The following is a 21,826-nucleotide window of genomic DNA, read 5'->3' on the forward strand; positions in this document are numbered from 1 at the left end:
CCTTTATTCTGCGTCTTTAATTCATCCAACGATCATTACGTTTGCGACGACGTGGAATGATATGAGGAAGGATCAGACCCAAAATAAGCCCAGCACCCGCAACACCGCCACCATACATAAACCACTGTAAGATAATATCGCGTTGTCTGTCATCTAACTGTTGATTGGCAAAGTCGAGTTTTTTCTCAGCAACTGCCAATTTGGTTCTCATTTGTTCATTCTCTTTTTTCAAGCCATTGATGATATCATCACTGCCTGAAACTTTACTTTGCATATCAATGGTACGCTGATTCCAGCTTTGATCGATATTAGCGAGTTTATCGCGTAAGGTTTGGATCTCTTTTTCCATTGCTGGAATACGAGTACGCATACTTGGTTGTGTACTTAATTGGTTTTCAGGTAGCCAAACAATGCGATCTTTATCGTCTTTGATTTGCACATAGCCCGTTGCTGCATTACGAGAAAGAACAGTTACTGTCGAACCTGAATTTAAAGAGCCTAAAATTCGATACTGATTTCCTGGACCACTATGGACATAAGTGGATAATTCATCGGAAACATAACGAGTTTCATTTGCGTGTGAGCTTAGTGAAAAGCCTAAGCCAAGTAAGGAAATAAAAAGTAAGGGTAGTTTTCGCATTATGTTTTCAACTTTTTTATCTATACAAGAGAATATTTTTACTGATACTAAAGAGTAAAGTTTGCGTAAGCAAATAGTAAACCAGAATGAGAACACTCTTAACTGGTAGAATATAGGGGAAATCTGCCTTTTATTCATTTGAGTAATAAGGCTATCACTTGCAAAGCGAAAAATCGCCAAATATTTTACTAATCAATTGATTTACTTAAGGGAAATAGAATGAGCCAAATAGAAACAGAATTAAAACTCAGTGCGATATCCGCCGCTATTCCTCATATTATTCAGCGAATTTCAACGCTCCCTCATCAGCATACTGTGGCTAAAAAGCTGACTAATCTTTACTTTGAAACCTCAGATAATCAAATGCGTAGTCGGGATATGGGATTACGTATTCGTGGTGTTGATAATCACTATGAAATGACGATTAAAACCGCAGGCAAAGTGATTGCTGGGTTGCATCAACGTCCAGAATATAATGTGATATTAGAACAGCCAAAATTAGATTTATCCCGTTTTCCAGCTGAAATTTGGCAACAAGATTGCGATCTAACGCAATTAGAGGCGAATTTACGCGTACTGTTTAATACTGATTTTTATCGTGAAATTTGGCTGGTTAATTACCAAAATAGCCAAATCGAAGTGGTACTGGATAAAGGTGCTATTCGTTCTGGCGAGAATGAACTGCCTATTGAAGAGTTTGAGTTAGAGCTAAAAACAGGCAATGTCTCTGATTTAATCGCTTTAGCAACATTTTTAGGTGAAAAAGGCGGATTGCGTCTGGCTTCTCGCAGTAAAGCGGCAAGAGGATATTATTTAGCTAAAAATAAACCTGCACTAACGTTGAGTGTTGTTAATCTTTCTCCTAGTGATACAACGGCTCAACAACTGACTAAATGGTTGTCATCAATTCAATCTTTAGAAGAAGCCATTTTTGCTAATCCAACGCCGCCTACAATTACTATGCCTGCTATGTTGGCACTGTTTTCTGATTGGTGTAAAAAACAAGTTGAATTGCCTGCCGTTATTAGCCAATCATTAAGTGAGATTTCGCCGTTATCACTTACAACAGCGACCGATTATTATCATGTGTTGTGGTTAAGATTTAAATTAGCGTCAATGGCGTGGTTGTTATCTATTGCTTAATTTACTGATAATTTGAGAGCCTATTTATGTCTGCTATCGATGCGTTTCAACAATTGTGGGATAAAACACAATGCAGTTTATCTTCTCCGCTTAATGCGCTAGCGCCTTTTAGTGAGCAAGAGCAGCAGTTTTTAACTTTTAGCCCATTTGCTGCTGAGCATTTACGCGTGAATCCTCAATGGTTAATTGATATTCGACAAGCAGCGCCGATAGGTTCTGAATGGCAATTATATGAGACACAATTATCAGAAAAACTAGCAAATATTGATAATGAAGACGATTTAATGCGTGTTTTACGTCAATTCCGTCATCAGCAACTGGTTCGTATTGCATGGCTTCAGTTTTTCCAATTATGTGACACAGTTTGTAGCCTAAAACAGTTAAGTGTATTAGCCGAAACCTTAATTTGTGCTGCGAGAGATACGCTTTATCAGCAGTGTTGTCAGCAATGGGGCACACCTTGTGATAGCGAAGGTAAGCCTCAACCATTACTGATTTTAGGTATGGGAAAACTGGGGGGCTTTGAGCTTAATTTTTCTTCTGATATTGACCTGATTTTTGCTTATCCAGAAAATGGCGTTACTCAAGGAGGGCGTCGTGAACTTGATAATGCGCAATTTTTCACTCGATTAGGGCAAAAATTAATAAAAGCGTTAGATCAACACACGATTGATGGTTTTGTTTATCGTGTTGATATGCGACTACGCCCTTTTGGCGAAAGTGGTCCTTTGGTCATGAGCTTTGCGGCACTAGAAGATTACTATCAAGAGCAAGGGCGTGATTGGGAACGTTACGCAATGATAAAGGCTCGAGTTTTAGGCGCTGAAAAGAGAGACTATTGTCAGGTATTACGCCAAATGCTACGCCCTTTTGTATATCGCCGCTATATTGATTTTAGTGTTATTCAATCGCTTCGTAATATGAAATCAATGATAAGCCGTGAAGTGCGTCGTCGTGGTATGATTGATAACATTAAATTAGGTGCTGGTGGTATTCGTGAAATTGAGTTTATTACGCAGGTTTTTCAATTAATTCGTGGTGGTAGAGAGCCAGATTTACAAAGTAACTCGCTATTATCTGTGCTTAAAGTTATCTCAAAACTTGAGCTGTTAACAGAAAAAGAGACAACGCAGCTAACCGATAGCTATCTTTTTTTACGTCGACTAGAAAACTTATTGCAATCAATGGGTGATAAGCAAACGCAGACTTTACCTGATGATGAAAATGATAAAATCCGCCTAACTGTAGCGATGGGATATAAAAACTGGGTAACGCTTTATCAGGATATTAATAATAAGATGAGTGTTGTTGCTGCTATTTTTACTCAACTGATTGGTGATGATGACGAAAATGAAGATGAAAAAGATCTCTCTGCGTTTAAAACGCTCTGGTTATTAGGACATTTCCCCGAAGAATCAACGCTATTTCACCCATCTCTTACCCAAGATGATATTGATGCTATTTGTCAGCAATTACATCTCTTTCGTCAAGACATCAGTAAACGAACCATTGGCCCAAGAGGGCGTGATGTTCTTGATTTATTAATGCCTAAATTGTTGGCAAAGATTTGCCAGCAGCCACAATCAGCGATGATATTGCAGCGAGTAACACCTTTGCTGTTGAGTATTGTTAGCCGCACAACCTATTTAGAACTAATACAAGAGTCTGATGAAGTATTGACTCACGTTATTCGCTTATGTGCGGCATCACCAATGATTGCAGAACAATTAGCGTTACATCCTCTGTTATTAGATGAACTTCTTGATCCTAACTCACTCTATCAACCACTTCCTTTAGATGCTTATCGTGATGAACTACGCCAATACTTATTACGCGTACCAGAAGACGATGAAGAACAGCGCCTAGAAGCATTGCGACAATTTAAGCAAGCACAACTGTTACGTATTGCGGCTGAAGATATAACGGGTGTATTGCCGGTTATGAAAGTTAGCGACCATCTCACTTATCTAGCCGAAGCTATTATTCATGCTGTGGTTCATCAAGCTTGGTCATATATGGTGAAACGCTATGGCGAACCAGAACATTTAGCACATAGAGAGGGGTTAGGATTTGCTGTTATTGGTTACGGTAAATTAGGTGGTTGGGAGTTAGGCTATAGCTCTGATTTAGACTTGGTGTTTTTATTAGATTGCCCGATAAATACCGTAACCACTGGCGCAAGACAGATTGATGCTCGCCAATTTTATCTACGTTTAGCTCAACGTATTATCCACTTGTTTAGTACCAGAACGTCTTCAGGTGTGCTGTATGACGTGGATGCGCGTTTACGTCCTTCTGGCGAATCAGGTATGTTAGTGAGTACCATTCAAGCTTTTGATGAATACCAAAAAAGTGAAGCGTGGACATGGGAACATCAGGCATTAATTCGCGCTAGAGTCATTTATGGTGATGAGCAATTACAACAGATGTTCTCTCGTATTCGTCATGAAACCCTGTGTCTTTCTCGTGATGTTGAAGTGTTAAAAAATGAAGTGCGAGAAATGCGCCAAAAAATGGTACAGCATCTAGCACCAACACAAGCTGATAAATTTAATTTAAAAAGCTCATCTGGTGGTATTACCGATATTGAATTTATTGCCCAATATTTGGTGTTGCGTTTCTCTTATCAATATCCAGCATTAACTCGTTGGTCTGATAATGTGCGTATTTTCGAGTTAATGGCAAAACATCAAGTGATGACAGAGGAAGAAGCACAGGCTTTAACTCATGCTTATGTCACACTGCGCAATGAATTGCATCACCTTGCTTTGCAAGCAGTACCCGCGGTTGTAGATAACAGCTGCTTTATGTCAGAACGGCAAAGTGTATTACAAAGTAAAATAAAATGGCTTGATGAATGATATGGATAATATGAAACCTATAATCTGATGTGTTTCTCTATTTGGTTATCGAATTATGGTATTATTTGGGCTTATTTTGGAAAATAAATGTGGAGTATGGGATGAAAGTAACGCTGCCGGATTTTAATAAAGCCAATGTGCTGGTTGTCGGTGACGTCATGTTAGACCGCTATTGGTATGGCCCAACAAGCCGAATTTCACCTGAAGCCCCAGTTCCTGTGGTTAAAGTGGATACCACCGAAGAGCGTCCCGGAGGCGCGGCTAACGTTGCTATGAATATTGCTTCTTTGGGTGCTAATTCACGCTTAGTGGGATTAACGGGCATTGACGAAGCAGCAAAAGCATTGAGTAACACATTAAGTCAGGTCAATGTGCGTTGCGACTTTGTCTCTGTCGCTACACATCCAACGATTACTAAATTGCGAGTGCTTTCTCGTAATCAACAGTTGATCCGCCTCGATTTTGAGGAAGGATTTAGCAACGTTGATCCACAGCCAATTTATGAACGTATTCAGCAAGCCTTACCTTCTATTGGTGCGTTAATTTTGTCTGATTACGCTAAAGGGGCGCTTTCTCATGTTCAAGAGATGATTCAGCTTGCCAGAAAAGCGGATGTCCCTGTTTTAATCGACCCAAAAGGTAGCGATTTTGAGCGTTATCGTGGTGCCACACTATTAACACCAAATATGTCTGAGTTTGAACAAGTGGTTGGTGTTTGTCATAGTGATGAAGAATTAGTTGAAAAAGGGGCTAAGCTCGTTCGTGAGTTAGAACTCGAAGCACTTTTAATTACCCGCTCAGAGCGTGGCATGAGTTTAATTCGTGCTAATGAAGCGCCGTTACATTTACCAACCCAAGCGCAAGAAGTTTATGATGTGACGGGTGCTGGCGATACTGTTATTGGTGTTTTAGCAACCTCGTTAGCTGCGGGTAAATCACTGGCTGAAGCTTGTTTCCTAGCTAATGCTGCCGCAGGTGTTGTGGTTGGTAAACTGGGTACATCTACCGTTTCGCCTATCGAACTTGAAAATGCTATCCGTGGTCGTTCTGATAATGGTTTTGGCATGATGGCAGAAGAGCAATTAAAACAAGCTGTTGAGTTAGCGCGTCAACGTGGCGAACGTATTGTGATGACCAATGGCTGTTTTGATATTCTTCATGCGGGACATGTAAGCTATTTGGCTAACGCACGTAAATTAGGGGATCGTCTAATTGTTGCTGTCAATAGTGATGCTTCTACTAAGCGCTTAAAAGGTGAAACTCGCCCTGTGAATCCATTAGAACAGCGCATGACAGTGCTTGGCGCTTTAGGTGCTGTCGATTGGGTTGTTGCTTTTGAAGAAGATACACCACAGCGTCTAATTGCTTCTGTATTGCCTGATATTTTGGTAAAAGGTGGCGATTACAAACCTGAAGATATCGCAGGTAGCAAAGAAGTTTGGGCTGCTGGTGGTGAAGTTAAAGTGCTAAATTTTGAAGATGGCATTTCTACAACAAACATCATTAATGCGATTAAAAAGAAATAAGCACAGCTTAAATGCGACACAAAAAAGTACTCTTCGGAGTGCTTTTTTATTGCATAAAATAGGTGTGTTTTAGGTTGCTAAATAATCTGATTGATTGGTTTTAATTATTATTTTTCTGGGGTAATTAATGTTCTTTTAGTTGGTTAGAAAAATACGTGAAGCATTAACCTATTTACCTATGGTTTATTTTAATTTAAATAGTGATACCTAGGGTGTTAATTTTCCTTTTCTAATAAACCACCCTGTACCTTTTTGTGGTGATACAGGGGATTGCAAATAGCATTATGATAATGCGATAGCTTATGCTTTATCTTCAGTTGTATCTTCTACAACAACTTCAGTTACTTCGATTTGAGCCACTTCAGTTTGTTGTCCCGCTTCTAACTCATTTAAACGTTGTTCTAAACGTGACAGTTTTTCACGGGTACGTAATAGCACCTGAGTTTGTACGTCAAACTCTTCACGATTAACTAAATCTAATTTGTTTAATTGAGATTGTAGAACAGTACGAATTTTCTTATCAATATCATCACCAAAATCTTTTAGTCCTTGTGGCAGAATATTCTGGATTTGGCGTGCGACCTGTTCAATTTTTTTTGGGTCCAACATGGGAAGTCCTCATCAATAAAATAGAAAGCTAGGCTAAGTGTAATATGTAGCCATTGGGAATAAAACCAGATATGAGGATTATTGTTACTTTTTTATTATAAAGAGTTAAATAACACGTATATCGTAAACTGAATATGTGACTCGACAAAGATTGTTACTGATTGATGATTGCCTCTTATTATTTTAAAGCGTATAGTTTTGCCGTTAATCTCAGGGCGGGGTGTAAGTCCCCACCGGCGGTAAATACCTAATTATTCAGGTAAAGCCCGCGAGCGCTTTGTATTGCCATTGCAATTCAAAGGTCAGCAGACTCAGTGTAATTCTGGGGCCGACAGTTAAAGTCTGGATGGGAGAGAGTAAAATAGCATCAGTAGGATCACTGTATCCATTTCTGTTGTTTCTACTTATTTATTAAGTAGAGATCCACTCCTAAGACTGCCCTGATTCTGGTAACTTTCATTAATTATTGAGGTTTTTTTACCATGAATCAGACGCTACTTTCCGAATTTGGTAATTCATTTGAACGTGTAGAACGTGCTCTCGAAGCGCTTCGTGCTGGCAACGGTGTGATGGTGCTTGATGACGAAAACCGTGAAAATGAAGGCGATATGGTTTTCGCCGCACAAACAATGACAACTGAGCAAATGGCTCTGTCTATTCGCCATGGCAGTGGTATTGTTTGTTTATGTATTACAGAAGAACGTCGTCAACAACTTGATTTGCCTATGATGGTTGAAAATAATACCAGCCATTTTCATACTGCATTTACAGTAACCATTGAGGCTGCTCAAGGTGTAACAACCGGAGTTTCTGCTTCAGACCGTTTAACGACAGTTCGTGCAGCAATGGCTGATGACGCTAAGCCAGGCGATTTAAATCGCCCAGGTCACGTATTTCCATTACGTGCACAACCTGGCGGCGTGTTAACCCGTGGTGGACATACAGAAGCTTCTATCGATTTAGCCACCTTAGCAGGGTTTAGACCTGTTGCGGTGTTATGTGAGCTCACTAATGACGATGGCACAATGGCAAGGGCACCAGAGGTGATTACTTTTGCTAAAAAGCACAATATGCCAGTACTAACGATTGAAGATCTGGTTGCTTATCGTCTTCGTGAGGAGAAAAAAGTCGGCTGAAAATAATACGTTGTAAACGACACTGAAACACACACACACTTATATCAAGCCGTCTGAGGAAACTCAGGCGGCTTTTTTCATATTTTTTGAATAACTATTTCATACTTCTTTGACTATATTTCAAGTAAGAAGGCAGTATTCTATCGTCATATTATAACAAAGCCATAAGAGGTGATTATGGACACAACAATGATGCCGGCTCTGTTTATTGGACATGGTAGCCCAATGAATGTATTAGAAAATAATGCATATACTCGCCTCTGGACGCAGTTAGGGGAAGCGCTTCCACAGCCTAAAGCGATTTTAGTTGTTTCAGCACACTGGTATACCGAAGGCACCTATGTAACAGCAATGTCTCAGCCAAAAACTATCCATGATTTTTATGGATTCCCGCCAGAGTTATATCAAATCGAGTATCCAGCAAAAGGTTCGATCAGTTTGGCTGCATTAATTGAAGATCTTATTGATCCGATTAAATTAAAGCTCGATATGGATCAATGGGGATTAGATCATGGTAGTTGGGGGATACTCGAAAAAATGTACCCTAATGCGAATATTCCTGTTGTTCAATTAAGCATCGATGCATGTCAATCGGCTCAATGGCACTATGAATTAGGTCAAAAATTAGTTGAGTTACGTAAAGAAGGCGTCTTGATTATTGGTAGTGGAAATATCGTTCATAATTTAAGAATGATGGATTGGAAAAATAGTGATACAACGCCTTATCCATGGGCATTAGCGTTTAATGACATGATAGAAAGCAGCTTAGAAAGCGATAAAACACCAGAAGCACTTTTTCATATTCTTTCTACTGAAGAAGGTAAGCTTTCTCATCCAACACCAGAGCATTTTTTACCTGTACTGTATATTTTAGGTTTAAAACAGAAAGGTGAAAAGGTAACACTTTTAAATAATGATATTGTTAATAAATCACTCAGTATGATGACATTTCAGATTGGATAAAACTTCAATACTCCCATCCTGTAAAGTGAATTAATAAAATAAAAAGCTAAATTCCATTAACTGAATTTAGCTTTTTTTATGTCATAAATAATATGTATTACTAATTAAAATCATATAACCATATTCTATTCCAATTTTTTATTTAGATATGATAAACACATTTAACTATTTGTTTGTATTGGTTTTATTTATTATCAAAAAAGAGTCTGATAAGATTAGCCTTAATTAAATGAATATTTTTACTTCTTTAGTTAATAAAATCGTTCAGATTGTTTTTTGAGCCTACTCTAAGTTTGATGTCGATAATTATTTATTCTACTATGTGCATAAACATGATCATAAAATATGCGTATAAATGGAGTGCATAATGAAAACATTAGTAATGAGTAAAAAGGATAAACGAGGAGTTAATGTGTATCTAACAGCAAAATTGGTGGACGAAGCGAGAGAGCTTGGAATTAATTTGTCAGCAACACTCGATCAAATGTTATCTGACGCCATTCGTGAAAAAAAACGGGAACAGTGGAAAGCAGAAAATAAAGAGCGTATCCAAGCCCTTAATGAGTTTGAGCATGAAATGGGTCTGTTTACGGATGATGATGAATATGGGGTTATTTAATGTCCCAGTACACGGTGTATCGCAATAAATCGCTTAAATCGAGAGAAAGATACCCTTATATTATTGATATTCAAAATGATTTATTGGGGGATTTTGATTCGCGGATTATTATGCCAATAGCGCTGCTATCAGATAAAAATTCTCAATTAAAAATATTAACGCCAGTGATTGAGATAGATAATCAGAAATGTGTGATCATTACAAAATCAGTAACAACAATGGCAAAAAGCCAATTAAAAATAGCTGATATTGTGTGTGTTATACCTGACGTTCATACTGAAATTGTAGCTGCTATGGATATGATTATTTCTGGGATTTAGGAAATAAAAAAACACCCCACTACTTAATAAGCAAGTGAGGTGCTTGAATAGTGACACAACAGGTTTTAGATCAATCTAAAATAATATGTGGATAGAAGCGAGAGAGATCTTGTGTGATTAACTCTCTATCTTCTCTGATACAGATACCTGCAGATTGATCATTTACTAACCAGCTACCAATTAAGGTGTAGCTATCGCCAAATTGTGGCAATGGATGGAAGTCTTGAACAATAAAGCCTTCTTCACCATAAGGACCATCAGCAACTGCAATATCTTTGCCATTATCTACGATACGAATATTTGCACCTTCACGTGAAAATAGCGGTTTAATAACATAGCGAGATAATGATTCTGGTGCTTTACCATTATAAAAGTAAGCAGGTAGCAGATTTGGGTGATTAGGAAACATTTCCCACAGCATTGGTAACAGTGCTTTATTAGAGATAATGCTTTTCCAAGAAGGTTCTAACCAACGGATCCCAGCATCTGCCAGTTTGGTTGAAAAGTCTTCACGGAACATAAATTCCCATGGATAAAGCTTAAACATATTACTAATTATCTGATCTTGAGTATCCGTTAATTCACCACGTTCACCCAAGCCAATATCTTCAATAAATACAAAGTCAGTCGCTACTTCCGCTTCAACTGCACAATCTTGCAGATATTGCACAGTACCGCGATCTTCTTCAGTATCTTGACAACATGCCATGTGCAAATAGCCCATGCCATATTGATCACGCAACTGTGCAAAGCGATCAATCAGCTTTTCTTGAATGCTATTAAATTGATCGGCATTTTGCGGTAATCGACCTGCACTTACTTGATCTTCAAGCCAGATCCACTGAAAAAATGCAGATTCATACAGTGAAGTAGGAGTATCTGCGTTATTTTCTAATAATTTAGCTGGACTTTTTCCATCATAAGCTAAATCAAGACGTGAATAGAGTGAAGGTTGTGATGATTTCCATGAATCACGCACAAAATCCCAGCAATGACGAGGAATTTGAAAACGCGTTAGCAACTCTTCACTGTTAGCGACCTTGTCGGCAACTTGCAAACACATCTGGTGTAGCTCTTCAGTGGTCTCTTCTAGCTCTTCAACTTCTTGCATTGAAAATTGATAGTAAGCATCTTCAGACCAGTAGGGTTCGCCATACATAGTATGAAAATTGAAGCCAAATTCCGTGGCTTTTTCGCGCCAGTCAGGGCGCTCAATAATTAATTCGCGTTTCATGGTTATTAGCCACCTGAACGATAGGAGGATGAACCGGTTGAGCTGCGGTTATTATTAGTAGCTGCTTGTCTTGAAACCGTATTACCGAAACCACCACGAGTTACTGTAGAGGTTGTAGAAGGTTTTGGTGTCATTGCTGTTTTTGGTACGTCCATTTGGCGACCACCAACAGCAGGACCATAGTTACGACCTGTTGCATCAACAAATTTACCATTCGCTGGGCTTGTTGGGTTACGCGAGCTAAACAGTGGTTGTGAAGCACCACCACCCATCATTCGACCCATCATATAACCCGCCATTAATGGCATAAAGAAACTACCACCTGAGTTAGCTTGTGCCATTTGAGTGTTATCTGGGTTTAGATTATTGGCATTTTCAGTGCTAACAGGTTGACCATCAATTGATGCAGTTTGTGTACATTGTGCGTCACCAAATTCAGCAACACAGTCTTCAAGAGTGGCGTATTTAGGCGCTGTACGCTGTGCTTCTTGTAACGCTGTGCGATAAGAATCTTCACATTGAGCAGCTTGTGATGGGTTAGCTTGCGCACATTCTTGTGCATTCATATACAGTGAAACTGTTTCATCGCTCTCTTCACATCCTGAAAGCGCGAATACAGCCGTGATAGCAATAGCGACGGGCGCAAGACGATAAGGGCGGAATGCTTTACGAAAAGCATCACGATTAATCGATTTGGTACGTTTCATTGGCATATTGGTAAGATCCATTAAAAGTAAAACGTTCAAAATAAAAGCTAGGATAGGTTAAATAGACTAGAAAATAAATAAGAAACACCTTATCACAAGGGATAACCAGAAAATTGTGATCTTTATAAGGTTGAGGCAGATGAAATTAACAGAGTTCTCTATTTTTAAAACTATTGTCGTTAATATTTCTAGCGACTTAGTTTAATACAACGGGCAAAATTGTATCGATAAACATTAACGTAAAAAAAACCGCTTATCAGCATATGACTGAAAGCGGTTTATTATTTTCGACCCATTAAAAGGGCGTTAACTTAAGGCACTGGATTAATTGCAGGGCTAGTTAAGTTACGAATAATGCTATCTGGAGAAGTTGAAACTTCTTGACCTAATGCATTATTTAATTGGATCACATCATTTTCGTTTAGTGTACCGCGAGCATATTGAATATTTAATTGGTTAATTAAATAATCGTAACGAGCGTTTGATAATTTCTGTTTTGCATCATAAAGCGTAGTGGTTGCATTCAGTACATCAACAATTGTGCGAGTACCGACTTGGTAACCTGCTTCGGTTGCATCTAAAGAGCTTTGCGCTGAAACAACAACTTGTTGATACGCTTTAATGCTACTGATTGATGCCGAAATATTGTTGTAAGAAGAACGCGCAATTTGCACAACAGAGCGGTAAACAGATTCTAACTGCTCACTTGCACTGGTAAAGCCATATTGAGCTTGTTCAACCTGTGAGCTTGTTCTGCCACCTGTGTATAACGGAATGCTTAGAGATAGACCAATACTGTTTTGTCCAGTGTAGCTATTACGACCGCTGCTTTGACTCGTTATAGATGGTAAAGCACTACCATGGCTATGAGAGTTAGAAACACCTGTTGAGGCATTTAAATCGACAGTAGGTAAGTGACCTGATTGTGCTAAACGAATATTCTCACGCGCTAAATCTTGACCTAAACGTGCACTTAATAAACTTAAGTTACGTTCTTCAGCTTCTTTTAACAGTTTTTCAATTGAATCAGGCGCTGTGGTTGTAAAGCGGTTAATGTTTAGTGATGCAAGATTGATATAGTAAATACCACTGACTTGGCGCAGTCTTTCTAATGCATTATCAACTTCGTTACGACCCGCAACTTCTTGTGCCAGTACGCTATCATAATTTGCACGTGCATTTTGTACGTCAGTAATTGCAACTAAACCCACGTTAAAACGTTGAGTTGTTTGATCTAATTGACGATAAACTTGCTCTTTTTGTGCTTCAATAAATGATAAAGAATCAATTGCACGTAAAACATTAAAGTACGCTGTTGATGTGTCTAAAATCAGCTGTTGTTGGCTGGTTTGATAAGTTACATCACTCATACCGGCTGTTTTTTCTTGTATGTTAAGCTGACGCCATTTAGACATATCAAAGACAGTCTGAGTTAGCGTTAAATTCGCACCAAGAGAATTGGATTCAGTATCTCTAGCATCACGATAACCACTTTTATAGTCAACAGAAGCGCCTAAACCCAGTTGTGGTAATAATGGGCTACGAGCTTCATTGATCTTTTCAAAAGCTTGATTACGTTCAGCAAATGATTTGCGTAACTCAGGGTTACTGTCCTTTGCTTTTTGATAAACTTGAAGCAGATCCTCAGCCTGACTTGCAGTGCTGAATCCTGCCAAACTCATCGCGACCAAAAGAGAGAGCAGTTTTTTCATTTTAATTCCTTGTTGCAACAGTTTCGCTGAGTTGCCTCTGTTAATCTTAATTGAGGATAATTCTAACAGATAGTTTCCCTAACTAGGGGTAGCCATTTGTGCCATATCCTTTTATTTTAGATTAACCTTACATGATTTGTCGGTAAATTTCTTTAAATCTGTATTAAACGTAAGCAATAAAAAAAGTCTTAAAGATAACTTAAGGAATATTGTATGAAGAAAAAGGAAAATATACCATTTTTATACTCTCGTGATGATGTGGAGTTTTTAAGTAAACGAGACTTGTATAAAGGTTTTTTTCGACTAACTGAATATCGTTTTAAGCATCGTCTTTTTGAAGGCGGATGGAGCGAAGAAGTTAAACGGGAAGTGTTTGAACGTGGTCATGCTGGCGTATTGTTGCCTTATGATCCACAACGTGACGACGTCGTATTAATTGAACAAATTCGTATCCCCGCTTATGAAACCAGTGAAACACCGTGGCTATTAGAAGTGGTTGCAGGCATGGTAGAAAAAGGCGAAAGCCCTGAAGAAGTCGTAAGACGAGAAGCGCAAGAAGAAGCAGGCATAAATGTTGCGCGTTGTGAACCGATTATTAGCTATCTCTCCAGTCCTGGCGGTACAAGTGAAAGAATGCATGTGTATGTCGGTGAAGTGGATGCAACAACCGCAAAAGGTATCCATGGGTTAGCGTGTGAGAACGAAGATATTCGAGTTCATGTTGTAAGTAGAGAACAAGCATATCAGTGGGTCGAAGATGGCGTTATTGATAATGCAGCATCAGTTATTGCAATTCAGTGGCTACAACTTCACCATCTTGTATTAAGAAAACGTTGGGCTACGTGTTAATTTTATTGTTAGCATATTTATGTATTCCAAAAGATGTATTAAATATGACAATTATCGTTAAGTATACGATATAAAATGAATTAAATGATAAAATGAAATGCAAAAAGAGTGACTGAGAGCGAGAATATTTCCCAGTAATCTTTTGAAATGTGTATTGGTTGGCAGATTTTTAATACAAAAACGCGTTAAAATAACCGTTATTGAGAGTGAAACAAGGAAACCTTTTGGAAAGCCTGCTTGAATTGTCGGTGACTCAAAGAAACACCGTAAGAATCTTACAAATTACAGATACCCACCTCTTTGCTAATGTGGAAGATACACTGCTGGGTATTAATACCTATCGCAGTTATCACGCGGTGTTAAACGCGGTTAAAGAGCAAGGATTAGAGGTTGATCTGATTGTCGCTACGGGTGATTTAGTTCAAGATCAAACCTTCGAAGCTTATCAGCATTTTGCCGACGGCATTGCAACCTTAACACCACCGTGTGTTTGGTTGCCGGGTAATCATGACTATCAGCCAGCGATGATCGACGCTTTAAATCAGGCGGGTATTTTGTCGGCAAAACAAGTGTTTATGGGCGAAAATTGGCAAATGCTGTTATTAGATAGCCAAATCCAAGGTGTTCCTCATGGTGAGTTATCCGATTGCCAGCTAGATTGGTTAACACGTTGCCTTGAAAGTAATAAAGAAAAAGATACGGTTATTTTACTGCATCATCATCCAATGGCATCAGGTTGTACATGGCTAGATCAACACAGCTTAAGAAATTCTCAAGCATTTTCTGAACGCTTAGCCGGGCACTCTCAGGTGAAAATGATGCTTTGTGGTCATATTCATCAGGAAATGGATGAAATGTGGAATGGCATTCGAGTGTTGGCAGCGCCGTCAACGTGTATTCAGTTTCGTCCACATTGCACTAATTTTACGTTAGATACCGTGTCTCCGGGTTGGCGTTATCTCGAACTATCCCTTTCACCCGATGAGAAAGGAAAAATAGAGACACAAGTTTATCGCCTAAAAGGGACTGAGTTTTGTCCTGATCTTGATGCGGATGGCTATTGAGTTATGCCTCGAATTCTGTATTTACATGGCTTTAATAGCTCGCCTAAATCTGCCAAGGCGCAAGCATTTCAACAGTGGCTAACAACAACTTACCCCGACATTGAGTTATTAGTTCCCCAATTACCTCCTTATCCTCAACAAGCGGCTGAATTGATAGAGACATTAGTAAAAGAAAATGCCGATGATAAATTAGGATTGGTTGGTTCATCGCTGGGGGGTTATCTTGCTATTTGGTTATCTCAACGATTTCATTTACCTGCTGTTGTTGTTAATCCCGCTATTCGTCCCTTTGATTTACTGCAAAATTTTCTCGGTGATAACGAAAATCCATATACAAATCAAAAATACAGATTAGAACCTCATCATATGGATGAATTGCTCGCATTACGTCTCTCCTCAATTACCTCGCCTGAACTTATTTGGTTGCTTCAACAAACTGGAGATGAAATACTTGATTATCGTCAAGCGGTTTCATATCTTGGCGCATGTCGGCAAACCATAGAATCGGAAGGAAACCACGCCTTTGTTGGTTTTGAGCGTTTTTTTCCACAAATTATTCAGTTTTTAAAGATAATTTAGCCTTTCGGTCAATTAACCTGTAAAAGATAGGTTGATATATCTACCCGAAAATTAATATCATATTGCCGCTAACACCTGTTATTATAAACAGTATTTTAAAACAGCGAACCGCAGACTAATACAATGACTCAATCAAGTTATAATGCAAAGGATATTGAGGTTCTAAATGGTCTAGAGCCAGTACGTCGCCGTCCTGGTATGTACACCGATACATCTAGACCGAACCATTTGGCACAGGAAGTGATAGACAATAGCGTGGACGAGGCGCTTGCGGGACACGCAACTAAGGTCGATGTCATTTTATATGACGACCAATCAATCGAGGTTATTGATAACGGGCGAGGAATGCCTGTCGATATCCATCCCGAACTTAAGGTCTCTGCTATTGAGCTTATTCTTGCTCACCTTCATGCTGGTGGAAAATTCTCTAATAAAAATTATCAATTTTCTGGCGGGTTACATGGAGTAGGGATATCAGTTGTCAACGCATTATCTAAACGAATAGAAGTTACTGTTCGTCGAGATGGCAAAATATATCAAATTGCTTTTGAAAACGGCGATAAAGTCGAAGAACTTCATGAAATAGGCACTTGTGCTAAACGTGATACCGGAACCAGCGTTCACTTTTGGCCTGATGTGTCTTATTTCGATATTCCTCGTTTTTCTACCAAAAGCTTAGCTCACGTATTAAAAGCTAAAGCAGTACTTTGTCCCGGTGTTAGTGTCTCTTTTGTTGATAAAGTTAACAACACGCAAGAGAACTGGTGCTATGCAGATGGACTTACAGATTATTTAACGGAAGCTGTCGCTGAATTTATTCGTCTACCAGAAGAGCCTTTTACTGGCAAATTTGAAGGTGATAACGAAGCGGTTGAGTGGTCAATGCTTTGGCTACCAGAAGGCGGTGATTTACTCACGGAAAGTTATGTTAACTTAATACCAACAGTACAAGGTGGTACTCACGTTAATGGCTTACGCCAAGGCGTGTTGGATGCAATGCGTGAATTTTGTGAATTCCGTAGCCTGCTACCAAGAGGCGTTAAACTAACAGCAGATGACACATGGGAACGTTGTGCTTATGTGTTGTCCGTGAAAATGCAAGATCCTCAATTTGCGGGTCAAACTAAAGAGCGTTTATCTTCACGCCAAACCAGTGCTTTTGTCGCTAATGCAGTAAAAAATGCGTTTATTTTATGGCTTAATCAGAACGTTCAAGTCGGTGAATTACTGGCTGAAATGGCGATTAGTAGTGCGCAACGTCGTATGCGTGCGGCAAAAAAAGTCGTCAGAAAAAAATTAACGTCAGGTCCTGCTTTACCCGGCAAATTGGCAGATTGTACTTCCCAAGATCTCCGTTACACCGAACTCTTTTTAGTCGAAGGGGACTCTGCGGGTGGTTCTGCTAAACAAGCACGAGATCGCGAATATCAAGCAATTATGCCATTACGCGGTAAAATTCTAAATACGTGGGAAGTCTCTTCTGATGAAGTTTTAGCATCACAAGAGGTGCACGATATTTCAGTTGCTATTGGTATGGATCCGGATAGTGATGACTTAAGCCAATTACGTTACGGTAAAGTCTGTATTCTTGCGGATGCTGACTCTGATGGCTTGCATATTGCTACACTGTTATGTGCTTTGTTTGTTCGCCACTTCCCTGCACTTGTGAAACAAGGGCATGTTTATATGGCAATGCCTCCACTTTATCGTATTGATTTGGGTAAAGAAGTTCATTATGCCCTCGATGAATCAGAGAAAAACGCCATTTTACAACGCCTTAGTCGTAAAAAAGGGAAACCAAACGTACAGCGCTTTAAAGGGTTAGGTGAGATGAACCCAATTCAACTGCGTGAAACAACACTTGATCCGAATACGCGCCGATTGGTGCAATTGATTATTGATGATGAAAATTATCAAGAAACTCTTAGCATGATGGATATGTTGTTGGCGAAAAAACGCTCTGAAGATCGTCGCAATTGGCTGCAAGAAAAAGGCGATGAAGTTGATATTGAAGTGTAAATGGATACCACAAGAGTCTGAGGAAAATATTGAATGAGCGAATTGACTCATGATGGTGTAGAGCGCCAAGCGCTCCACTTGTTTACGGAAAATGCCTATCTCAATTACTCCATGTACGTCATTATGGATCGTGCATTGCCTTTTATTGGTGATGGGTTAAAGCCTGTTCAGCGTCGTATTGTTTATGCAATGTCTGAATTAGGGTTAAGCAACAATGCAAAATTTAAAAAGTCAGCGCGTACAGTTGGTGATGTTTTAGGTAAATATCATCCTCATGGTGATAGCGCTTGCTATGAAGCCATGGTGCTAATGGCTCAACCCTTTTCTTATCGCTATCCATTAATTGATGGACAGGGAAACTGGGGGGCACCTGATGATCCGAAATCATTTGCTGCAATGCGTTATACCGAGTCTCGCCTATCAAAATATTCACAAACACTATTAAGTGAATTAGGGCATGGCACTGTAGATTGGGTACCTAACTTTGATGGCACGATGCAAGAGCCAAAAATGTTACCCGCTCGCCTACCTAATATTGTGTTAAATGGTACAACAGGTATTGCTGTAGGGATGGCAACAGACATTCCGCCACATAATACCCGAGAAATAGGGCAAGCATTAGTTATGCTATTGGATAATCCAGACGCAGGATTATCTGATGTAATGCAATATGTTCAAGGACCTGATTACCCAACTGAAGCTGAAATAATCACTGCACCCGACGATATTAAGAAAATTTATAAAACAGGTCGTGGTTCAGTAAGAATGAGAGCCGTTTGGCAGAAAGAAGATGGTAGTGCTGTTATCACGGCACTGCCTCATCAAGTTTCTGGCGCAAAAGTACTTGAGCAAATTGCCGCATTAATGCGAGCGAAGAAACTGCCTTTAATTGAAGATTTACGTGATGAATCTGATCATGAAAATCCAACAAGGTTAGTGATTGTTCCTCGTAGTAATCGTGTCGATTTAGAACAGGTGATGTTCTATCTATTCGTTAATACTGATTTGGAAAGAAGTTATCGTGTAAACCTGAATATGATTGGGTTAGATAACCGCCCGGCAGTAAAAGGCTTACTGACTATTTTAAATGAATGGTTGGTTTATCGCCGTCAGACAGTAACAAATCGCTTAAATCACCGCTTAGAGAAAGTTCTACGTAGATTAGAAATCCTTAAAGGATTACTTATTGCTTATCTAAATATTGATGAAATTATCGAAATTATTCGTCATGAAGATGAGCCAAAAGCAGAGTTAATGCGTCGTTTCGAGCTTTCAGATATACAAGCTGAAGCTATTTTGGAATTGCGTTTACGCCACTTAGCAAAACTTGAAGAGATGAAGCTTAGAGGTGAGAGCGATGAGCTTGAAAAAGAGAGAGAGAGTATTGAAAAATTACTTAACTCACCTCGTCGTTTAAATACCTTGTTGAAAAAAGAGATAGAAGCGGATGTAAAAGAGTTTGGTGATGACAGACGTTCACCTATTCACCCTCAAGAAGAGGCGAAAGTCGTTAATGAACAGGATATGTTGCCATCAGAACCGATTACTATTGTGCTTTCTGAAATGGGCTGGGTTCGTAATGCTAAAGGACATGATATAGATCCTAGTGCGATGAGTTATCGCGCTGGCGATAACTATCATAGTGCTGTACGCGGTATGAGTAATCAACCTGTGCTATTTCTTGATTCAACAGGGCGTAGCTATTCATTAAGCCCAGCAGATATGCCATCAGGAAGAAGTCAGGGAGAACCGTTAACGGGTAAATTGACATTCCCACCTGATGCCAGCGTAAAATATATGTTGGCAGGTAATGCAGGGCAAGAGTACTTACTTGCTACCAAAGAGGGTTATGGCTCAGTTTTCTCTTATGAAGAGATGGAAACGAAAAATAAAACAGGTAAAGGGTTACTGGCAGTTTCTGAAGATACTGAGTTATTAGAGCCATTCTTAGTTGATGCACAAAAGAAAAATGATCAGCATTGGTTAATTATCATCACAGACAAAACACGTATTTTAGCCGTTTCAGCAGAACAACTGAGTGAAATGAATAAAAAAGGGCGTGGCACTCGCTTAGTTACTTTAGGCAAAGATCAAGGTGATGTTATTGATCAAATTATATTGGCACCGAAAAATGAAGCATTAATCTTTATGGTTGATGGTCAACATGAAGTGCTAAAAGCTGAAGAAATTAACTATTTCAGCGGTAATGCCGGGGATGAGCCAATCCCACTTAAGCATCTTCATCCTGAGGCAGTGACGGTTATTATGTCTGAAAACGGCTTAATCCGTTGTCAGAAAGGTCATAATATTGATGCTGAATCTGCAGGTTTTAAAGCAGGCGATAGCTACTTTAACGCCATTGAAGGTATGAGTAATCAGTCTGTCCATTTAATTGATACCACAGGTCAAAGTTATACCGTTGATATTGATGCATTACCTTCTGGTAGAAGTAAAGGCGATACGCTTGCTGATAGACTTAAAATTCAAAAAGGTGCGCAATTACGCCATGTCATTATGGGTGAAAGCACAGATAAAGTCCTTATGGCATCCGATGCAGGTTATGGCTTTATTTGTCAGGTCGAAGATTTAACTTCTAAAAATAGAGCGGGTAAATCGTTACTAACACTACCTGAAAATGCGCTACCATTACCGCCACAACGTTTGAATAATGAATCAAGTGATCTGATTATGATCATTACTCAAGGTGGTAGGATGCTAATTTTTGAAGCCTCAGAATTGCCAACAATGGTAAAAGGAAAAGGAAATCAAATGGTTTCTATTCCAGCCGCTCAGGCAGCAAGTGGTGAAGATAAAGTTGCTTGGTTACGCATATTGCCAGAAAATGCATCTGTCACATTGCATTTTGGTAAGCGTAAATTAACGATGTCGATGAACGAGTTATTGAGCTTTAAAGCCAAACGTGGACGCCGAGGAACCTCTTTACCTCGTGGTGCTCAAACCATTGATCATATTGATATCGAAACAAATTAATTACTATATTTTAATTAATAATTAGTGGGTCATTTGACCCACTTATATTAGGACGCTAAAACCTATGTTAGCTATTATTCGTGGCATTATCGTCATTCTTTACACGATTATTGTGGTGACGTTTGGCATTATCTGTTGCATGTTTTCACCAAGAAATCCTAAGCATGTTATGACCTATGGCCGTTTATTTGGCAGATTATCTCATGTTTTCGGCATTAAACTGGTAGAGCGTTTTCCAAGAAATGCACAAAGTTATGGTCCAAGTATTTATATAGGTAACCATCAGAATAATTTTGATATGGTGACTATGTCGAATGCTGTTCAGCCAAACACGGTGACTGTAGGTAAAAAAAGCTTAATTTTCATTCCATTTTTCGGGTTGCTTTATTGGATCACTGGCAATATTTTAATTGATCGTGCTAATCGTTCTAAAGCGCATGGCACAATTTCTCAAGTTGCTGACCAGATAAAATCAAAGAAAATTTCTGTTTGGATGTTTCCTGAAGGAACCCGTAGCCGTGGTCGTGGTTTATTGCCGTTTAAAACAGGCGCTTTTCATGCGGCGATTCAAGCTGGTGTGCCTATTATTCCGGTGTGTGTCTCTACTACGCAAGATAAAATAAAGCTAAATCGTTGGAATAACGGTTATGTTATTGTGGAAATGTTGCCACCGATAGATGTATCCAAATACAATAAAGATCAGGTGCGCGAACTGGCTGAAGATTGCCGCCAAATAATGAAAGCAAAAATTGAAGAACTAGACAAAGAAGTTGAAGAAATGAATCAACGAGATTTTGCTGGTAAATTGAATTAATAGAGACAAAAATTACTCAACTTTCATAATATAAGCCTGT

The 21,826-nt window shown here is 39.2% G+C and carries 18 protein-coding genes and 1 riboswitch; of the genes, 13 read left to right on the forward strand and 5 right to left on the reverse strand.

Annotated elements, in window-relative coordinates; translation table 11 throughout:
- Positions 1 to 16 precede the first annotated feature (16 nt).
- Positions 17 to 640 carry a TIGR04211 family SH3 domain-containing protein gene (locus ABN099_RS15605; RefSeq protein WP_349465003.1) on the reverse strand — a complete coding sequence of 208 codons (624 nt, stop codon included), beginning with the start codon at positions 638 to 640 and terminating at the stop codon, positions 17 to 19.
- Positions 641 to 859: 219 nt separating this feature from the next.
- On the opposite strand from ABN099_RS15605, the gene ABN099_RS15610 reads away from it, so the two are divergent.
- The 3 genes from ABN099_RS15610 to hldE all read left to right on the forward strand — a co-directional run bounded on the left by ABN099_RS15610 (position 860) and on the right by hldE (position 6,170).
- A complete protein-coding gene (locus tag ABN099_RS15610) occupies positions 860 to 1,783 on the forward strand; it encodes an inorganic triphosphatase (protein ID WP_349465005.1) in 924 nt (307 codons plus the stop codon).
- Positions 1,784 to 1,809: 26 nt separating this feature from the next.
- Positions 1,810 to 4,644, forward strand: coding sequence for a bifunctional [glutamate--ammonia ligase]-adenylyl-L-tyrosine phosphorylase/[glutamate--ammonia-ligase] adenylyltransferase (glnE, locus tag ABN099_RS15615; RefSeq protein ID WP_349465007.1), 2,835 nt, complete (start codon positions 1,810 to 1,812; stop codon positions 4,642 to 4,644).
- Between the two features lie 101 nt (positions 4,645 to 4,745).
- Positions 4,746 to 6,170: a bifunctional D-glycero-beta-D-manno-heptose-7-phosphate kinase/D-glycero-beta-D-manno-heptose 1-phosphate adenylyltransferase HldE gene (gene hldE / locus ABN099_RS15620; protein ID WP_349465009.1), complete on the forward strand. Its 1,425-nt coding sequence runs from the start codon at positions 4,746 to 4,748 to the stop codon at positions 6,168 to 6,170.
- Between the two features lie 300 nt (positions 6,171 to 6,470).
- Here the strand turns inward: hldE and ubiK are convergent, their stop codons facing one another.
- Positions 6,471 to 6,779 carry a ubiquinone biosynthesis accessory factor UbiK gene (gene ubiK / locus ABN099_RS15625; protein ID WP_349465011.1) on the reverse strand — a complete coding sequence of 103 codons (309 nt, stop codon included), beginning with the start codon at positions 6,777 to 6,779 and terminating at the stop codon, positions 6,471 to 6,473.
- 202 nt (positions 6,780 to 6,981) lie between these two features.
- A riboswitch (FMN riboswitch) is annotated at positions 6,982 to 7,141 on the forward strand.
- 120 nt (positions 7,142 to 7,261) lie between these two features.
- Here ubiK and ribB point away from each other — a divergent pair.
- From ribB to ABN099_RS15645, 4 genes are all read left to right on the forward strand, one after another.
- On the forward strand, positions 7,262 to 7,915 hold the full coding sequence (gene ribB, locus ABN099_RS15630) for a 3,4-dihydroxy-2-butanone-4-phosphate synthase (RefSeq protein ID WP_349465013.1): 654 nt from the start codon (positions 7,262 to 7,264) through the stop codon (positions 7,913 to 7,915).
- A gap of 177 nt (positions 7,916 to 8,092) precedes the next feature.
- Positions 8,093 to 8,878 carry a 4,5-DOPA dioxygenase extradiol gene (gene ygiD, locus ABN099_RS15635; protein WP_349465015.1) on the forward strand — a complete coding sequence of 262 codons (786 nt, stop codon included), beginning with the start codon at positions 8,093 to 8,095 and terminating at the stop codon, positions 8,876 to 8,878.
- Positions 8,879 to 9,245: 367 nt separating this feature from the next.
- Positions 9,246 to 9,497 carry a type II toxin-antitoxin system CcdA family antitoxin gene (locus ABN099_RS15640; protein ID WP_349465017.1) on the forward strand — a complete coding sequence of 84 codons (252 nt, stop codon included), beginning with the start codon at positions 9,246 to 9,248 and terminating at the stop codon, positions 9,495 to 9,497.
- Complete coding sequence (locus tag ABN099_RS15645; RefSeq protein ID WP_349465019.1) at positions 9,497 to 9,817, forward strand: CcdB family protein; 321 nt, start codon at positions 9,497 to 9,499, stop codon at positions 9,815 to 9,817. The genes ABN099_RS15640 and ABN099_RS15645 overlap by 1 nt, the downstream gene beginning before the upstream one ends.
- Before the next feature lie 70 nt (positions 9,818 to 9,887).
- Here the strand turns inward: ABN099_RS15645 and ABN099_RS15650 are convergent, their stop codons facing one another.
- The 3 genes from ABN099_RS15650 to tolC form a co-directional block, all read right to left on the reverse strand.
- Entirely contained in the window at positions 9,888 to 11,051 is a 1,164-nt protein-coding gene (locus ABN099_RS15650; RefSeq protein ID WP_349465021.1) for a glutathionylspermidine synthase family protein, read from the reverse strand.
- A gap of 5 nt (positions 11,052 to 11,056) precedes the next feature.
- The gene (locus ABN099_RS15655) at positions 11,057 to 11,764 is read right to left on the reverse strand and encodes a DUF1190 family protein (RefSeq protein ID WP_064721035.1); all 708 of its coding nucleotides are present in this window, start codon (positions 11,762 to 11,764) and stop codon (positions 11,057 to 11,059) included.
- Positions 11,765 to 12,069: 305 nt separating this feature from the next.
- Positions 12,070 to 13,470, reverse strand: coding sequence for an outer membrane channel protein TolC (gene tolC / locus ABN099_RS15660; RefSeq protein WP_349465023.1), 1,401 nt, complete (start codon positions 13,468 to 13,470; stop codon positions 12,070 to 12,072).
- A 213-nt stretch (positions 13,471 to 13,683) separates the two neighbouring features.
- On the opposite strand from tolC, the gene nudF reads away from it, so the two are divergent.
- From nudF to ABN099_RS15690, 6 genes are all read left to right on the forward strand, one after another.
- Complete coding sequence (nudF, locus tag ABN099_RS15665; protein WP_349465025.1) at positions 13,684 to 14,319, forward strand: ADP-ribose diphosphatase; 636 nt, start codon at positions 13,684 to 13,686, stop codon at positions 14,317 to 14,319.
- Between the two features lie 224 nt (positions 14,320 to 14,543).
- Positions 14,544 to 15,383: a 3',5'-cyclic-AMP phosphodiesterase gene (gene cpdA / locus ABN099_RS15670; RefSeq protein WP_349465027.1), complete on the forward strand. Its 840-nt coding sequence runs from the start codon at positions 14,544 to 14,546 to the stop codon at positions 15,381 to 15,383.
- Positions 15,384 to 15,386: 3 nt separating this feature from the next.
- On the forward strand, positions 15,387 to 15,962 hold the full coding sequence (yqiA, locus tag ABN099_RS15675; protein ID WP_349465029.1) for an esterase YqiA: 576 nt from the start codon (positions 15,387 to 15,389) through the stop codon (positions 15,960 to 15,962).
- A gap of 123 nt (positions 15,963 to 16,085) precedes the next feature.
- A complete protein-coding gene (parE, locus tag ABN099_RS15680; RefSeq protein ID WP_349465031.1) occupies positions 16,086 to 17,981 on the forward strand; it encodes a DNA topoisomerase IV subunit B in 1,896 nt (631 codons plus the stop codon).
- A 33-nt stretch (positions 17,982 to 18,014) separates the two neighbouring features.
- Positions 18,015 to 20,972 (forward strand): DNA topoisomerase IV subunit A, encoded by a 2,958-nt coding sequence (parC, locus tag ABN099_RS15685; RefSeq protein WP_349465032.1) that lies wholly within the window; start codon positions 18,015 to 18,017, stop codon positions 20,970 to 20,972.
- 64 nt (positions 20,973 to 21,036) lie between these two features.
- Positions 21,037 to 21,786, forward strand: coding sequence for a 1-acylglycerol-3-phosphate O-acyltransferase (locus ABN099_RS15690; RefSeq protein ID WP_349465034.1), 750 nt, complete (start codon positions 21,037 to 21,039; stop codon positions 21,784 to 21,786).
- The last annotated feature ends 40 nt before the right edge of the window (positions 21,787 to 21,826 follow it).

This window comes from Proteus hauseri (assembly GCF_040139125.1).
Classification (GTDB): domain Bacteria; phylum Pseudomonadota; class Gammaproteobacteria; order Enterobacterales; family Enterobacteriaceae; genus Proteus; species Proteus hauseri_B.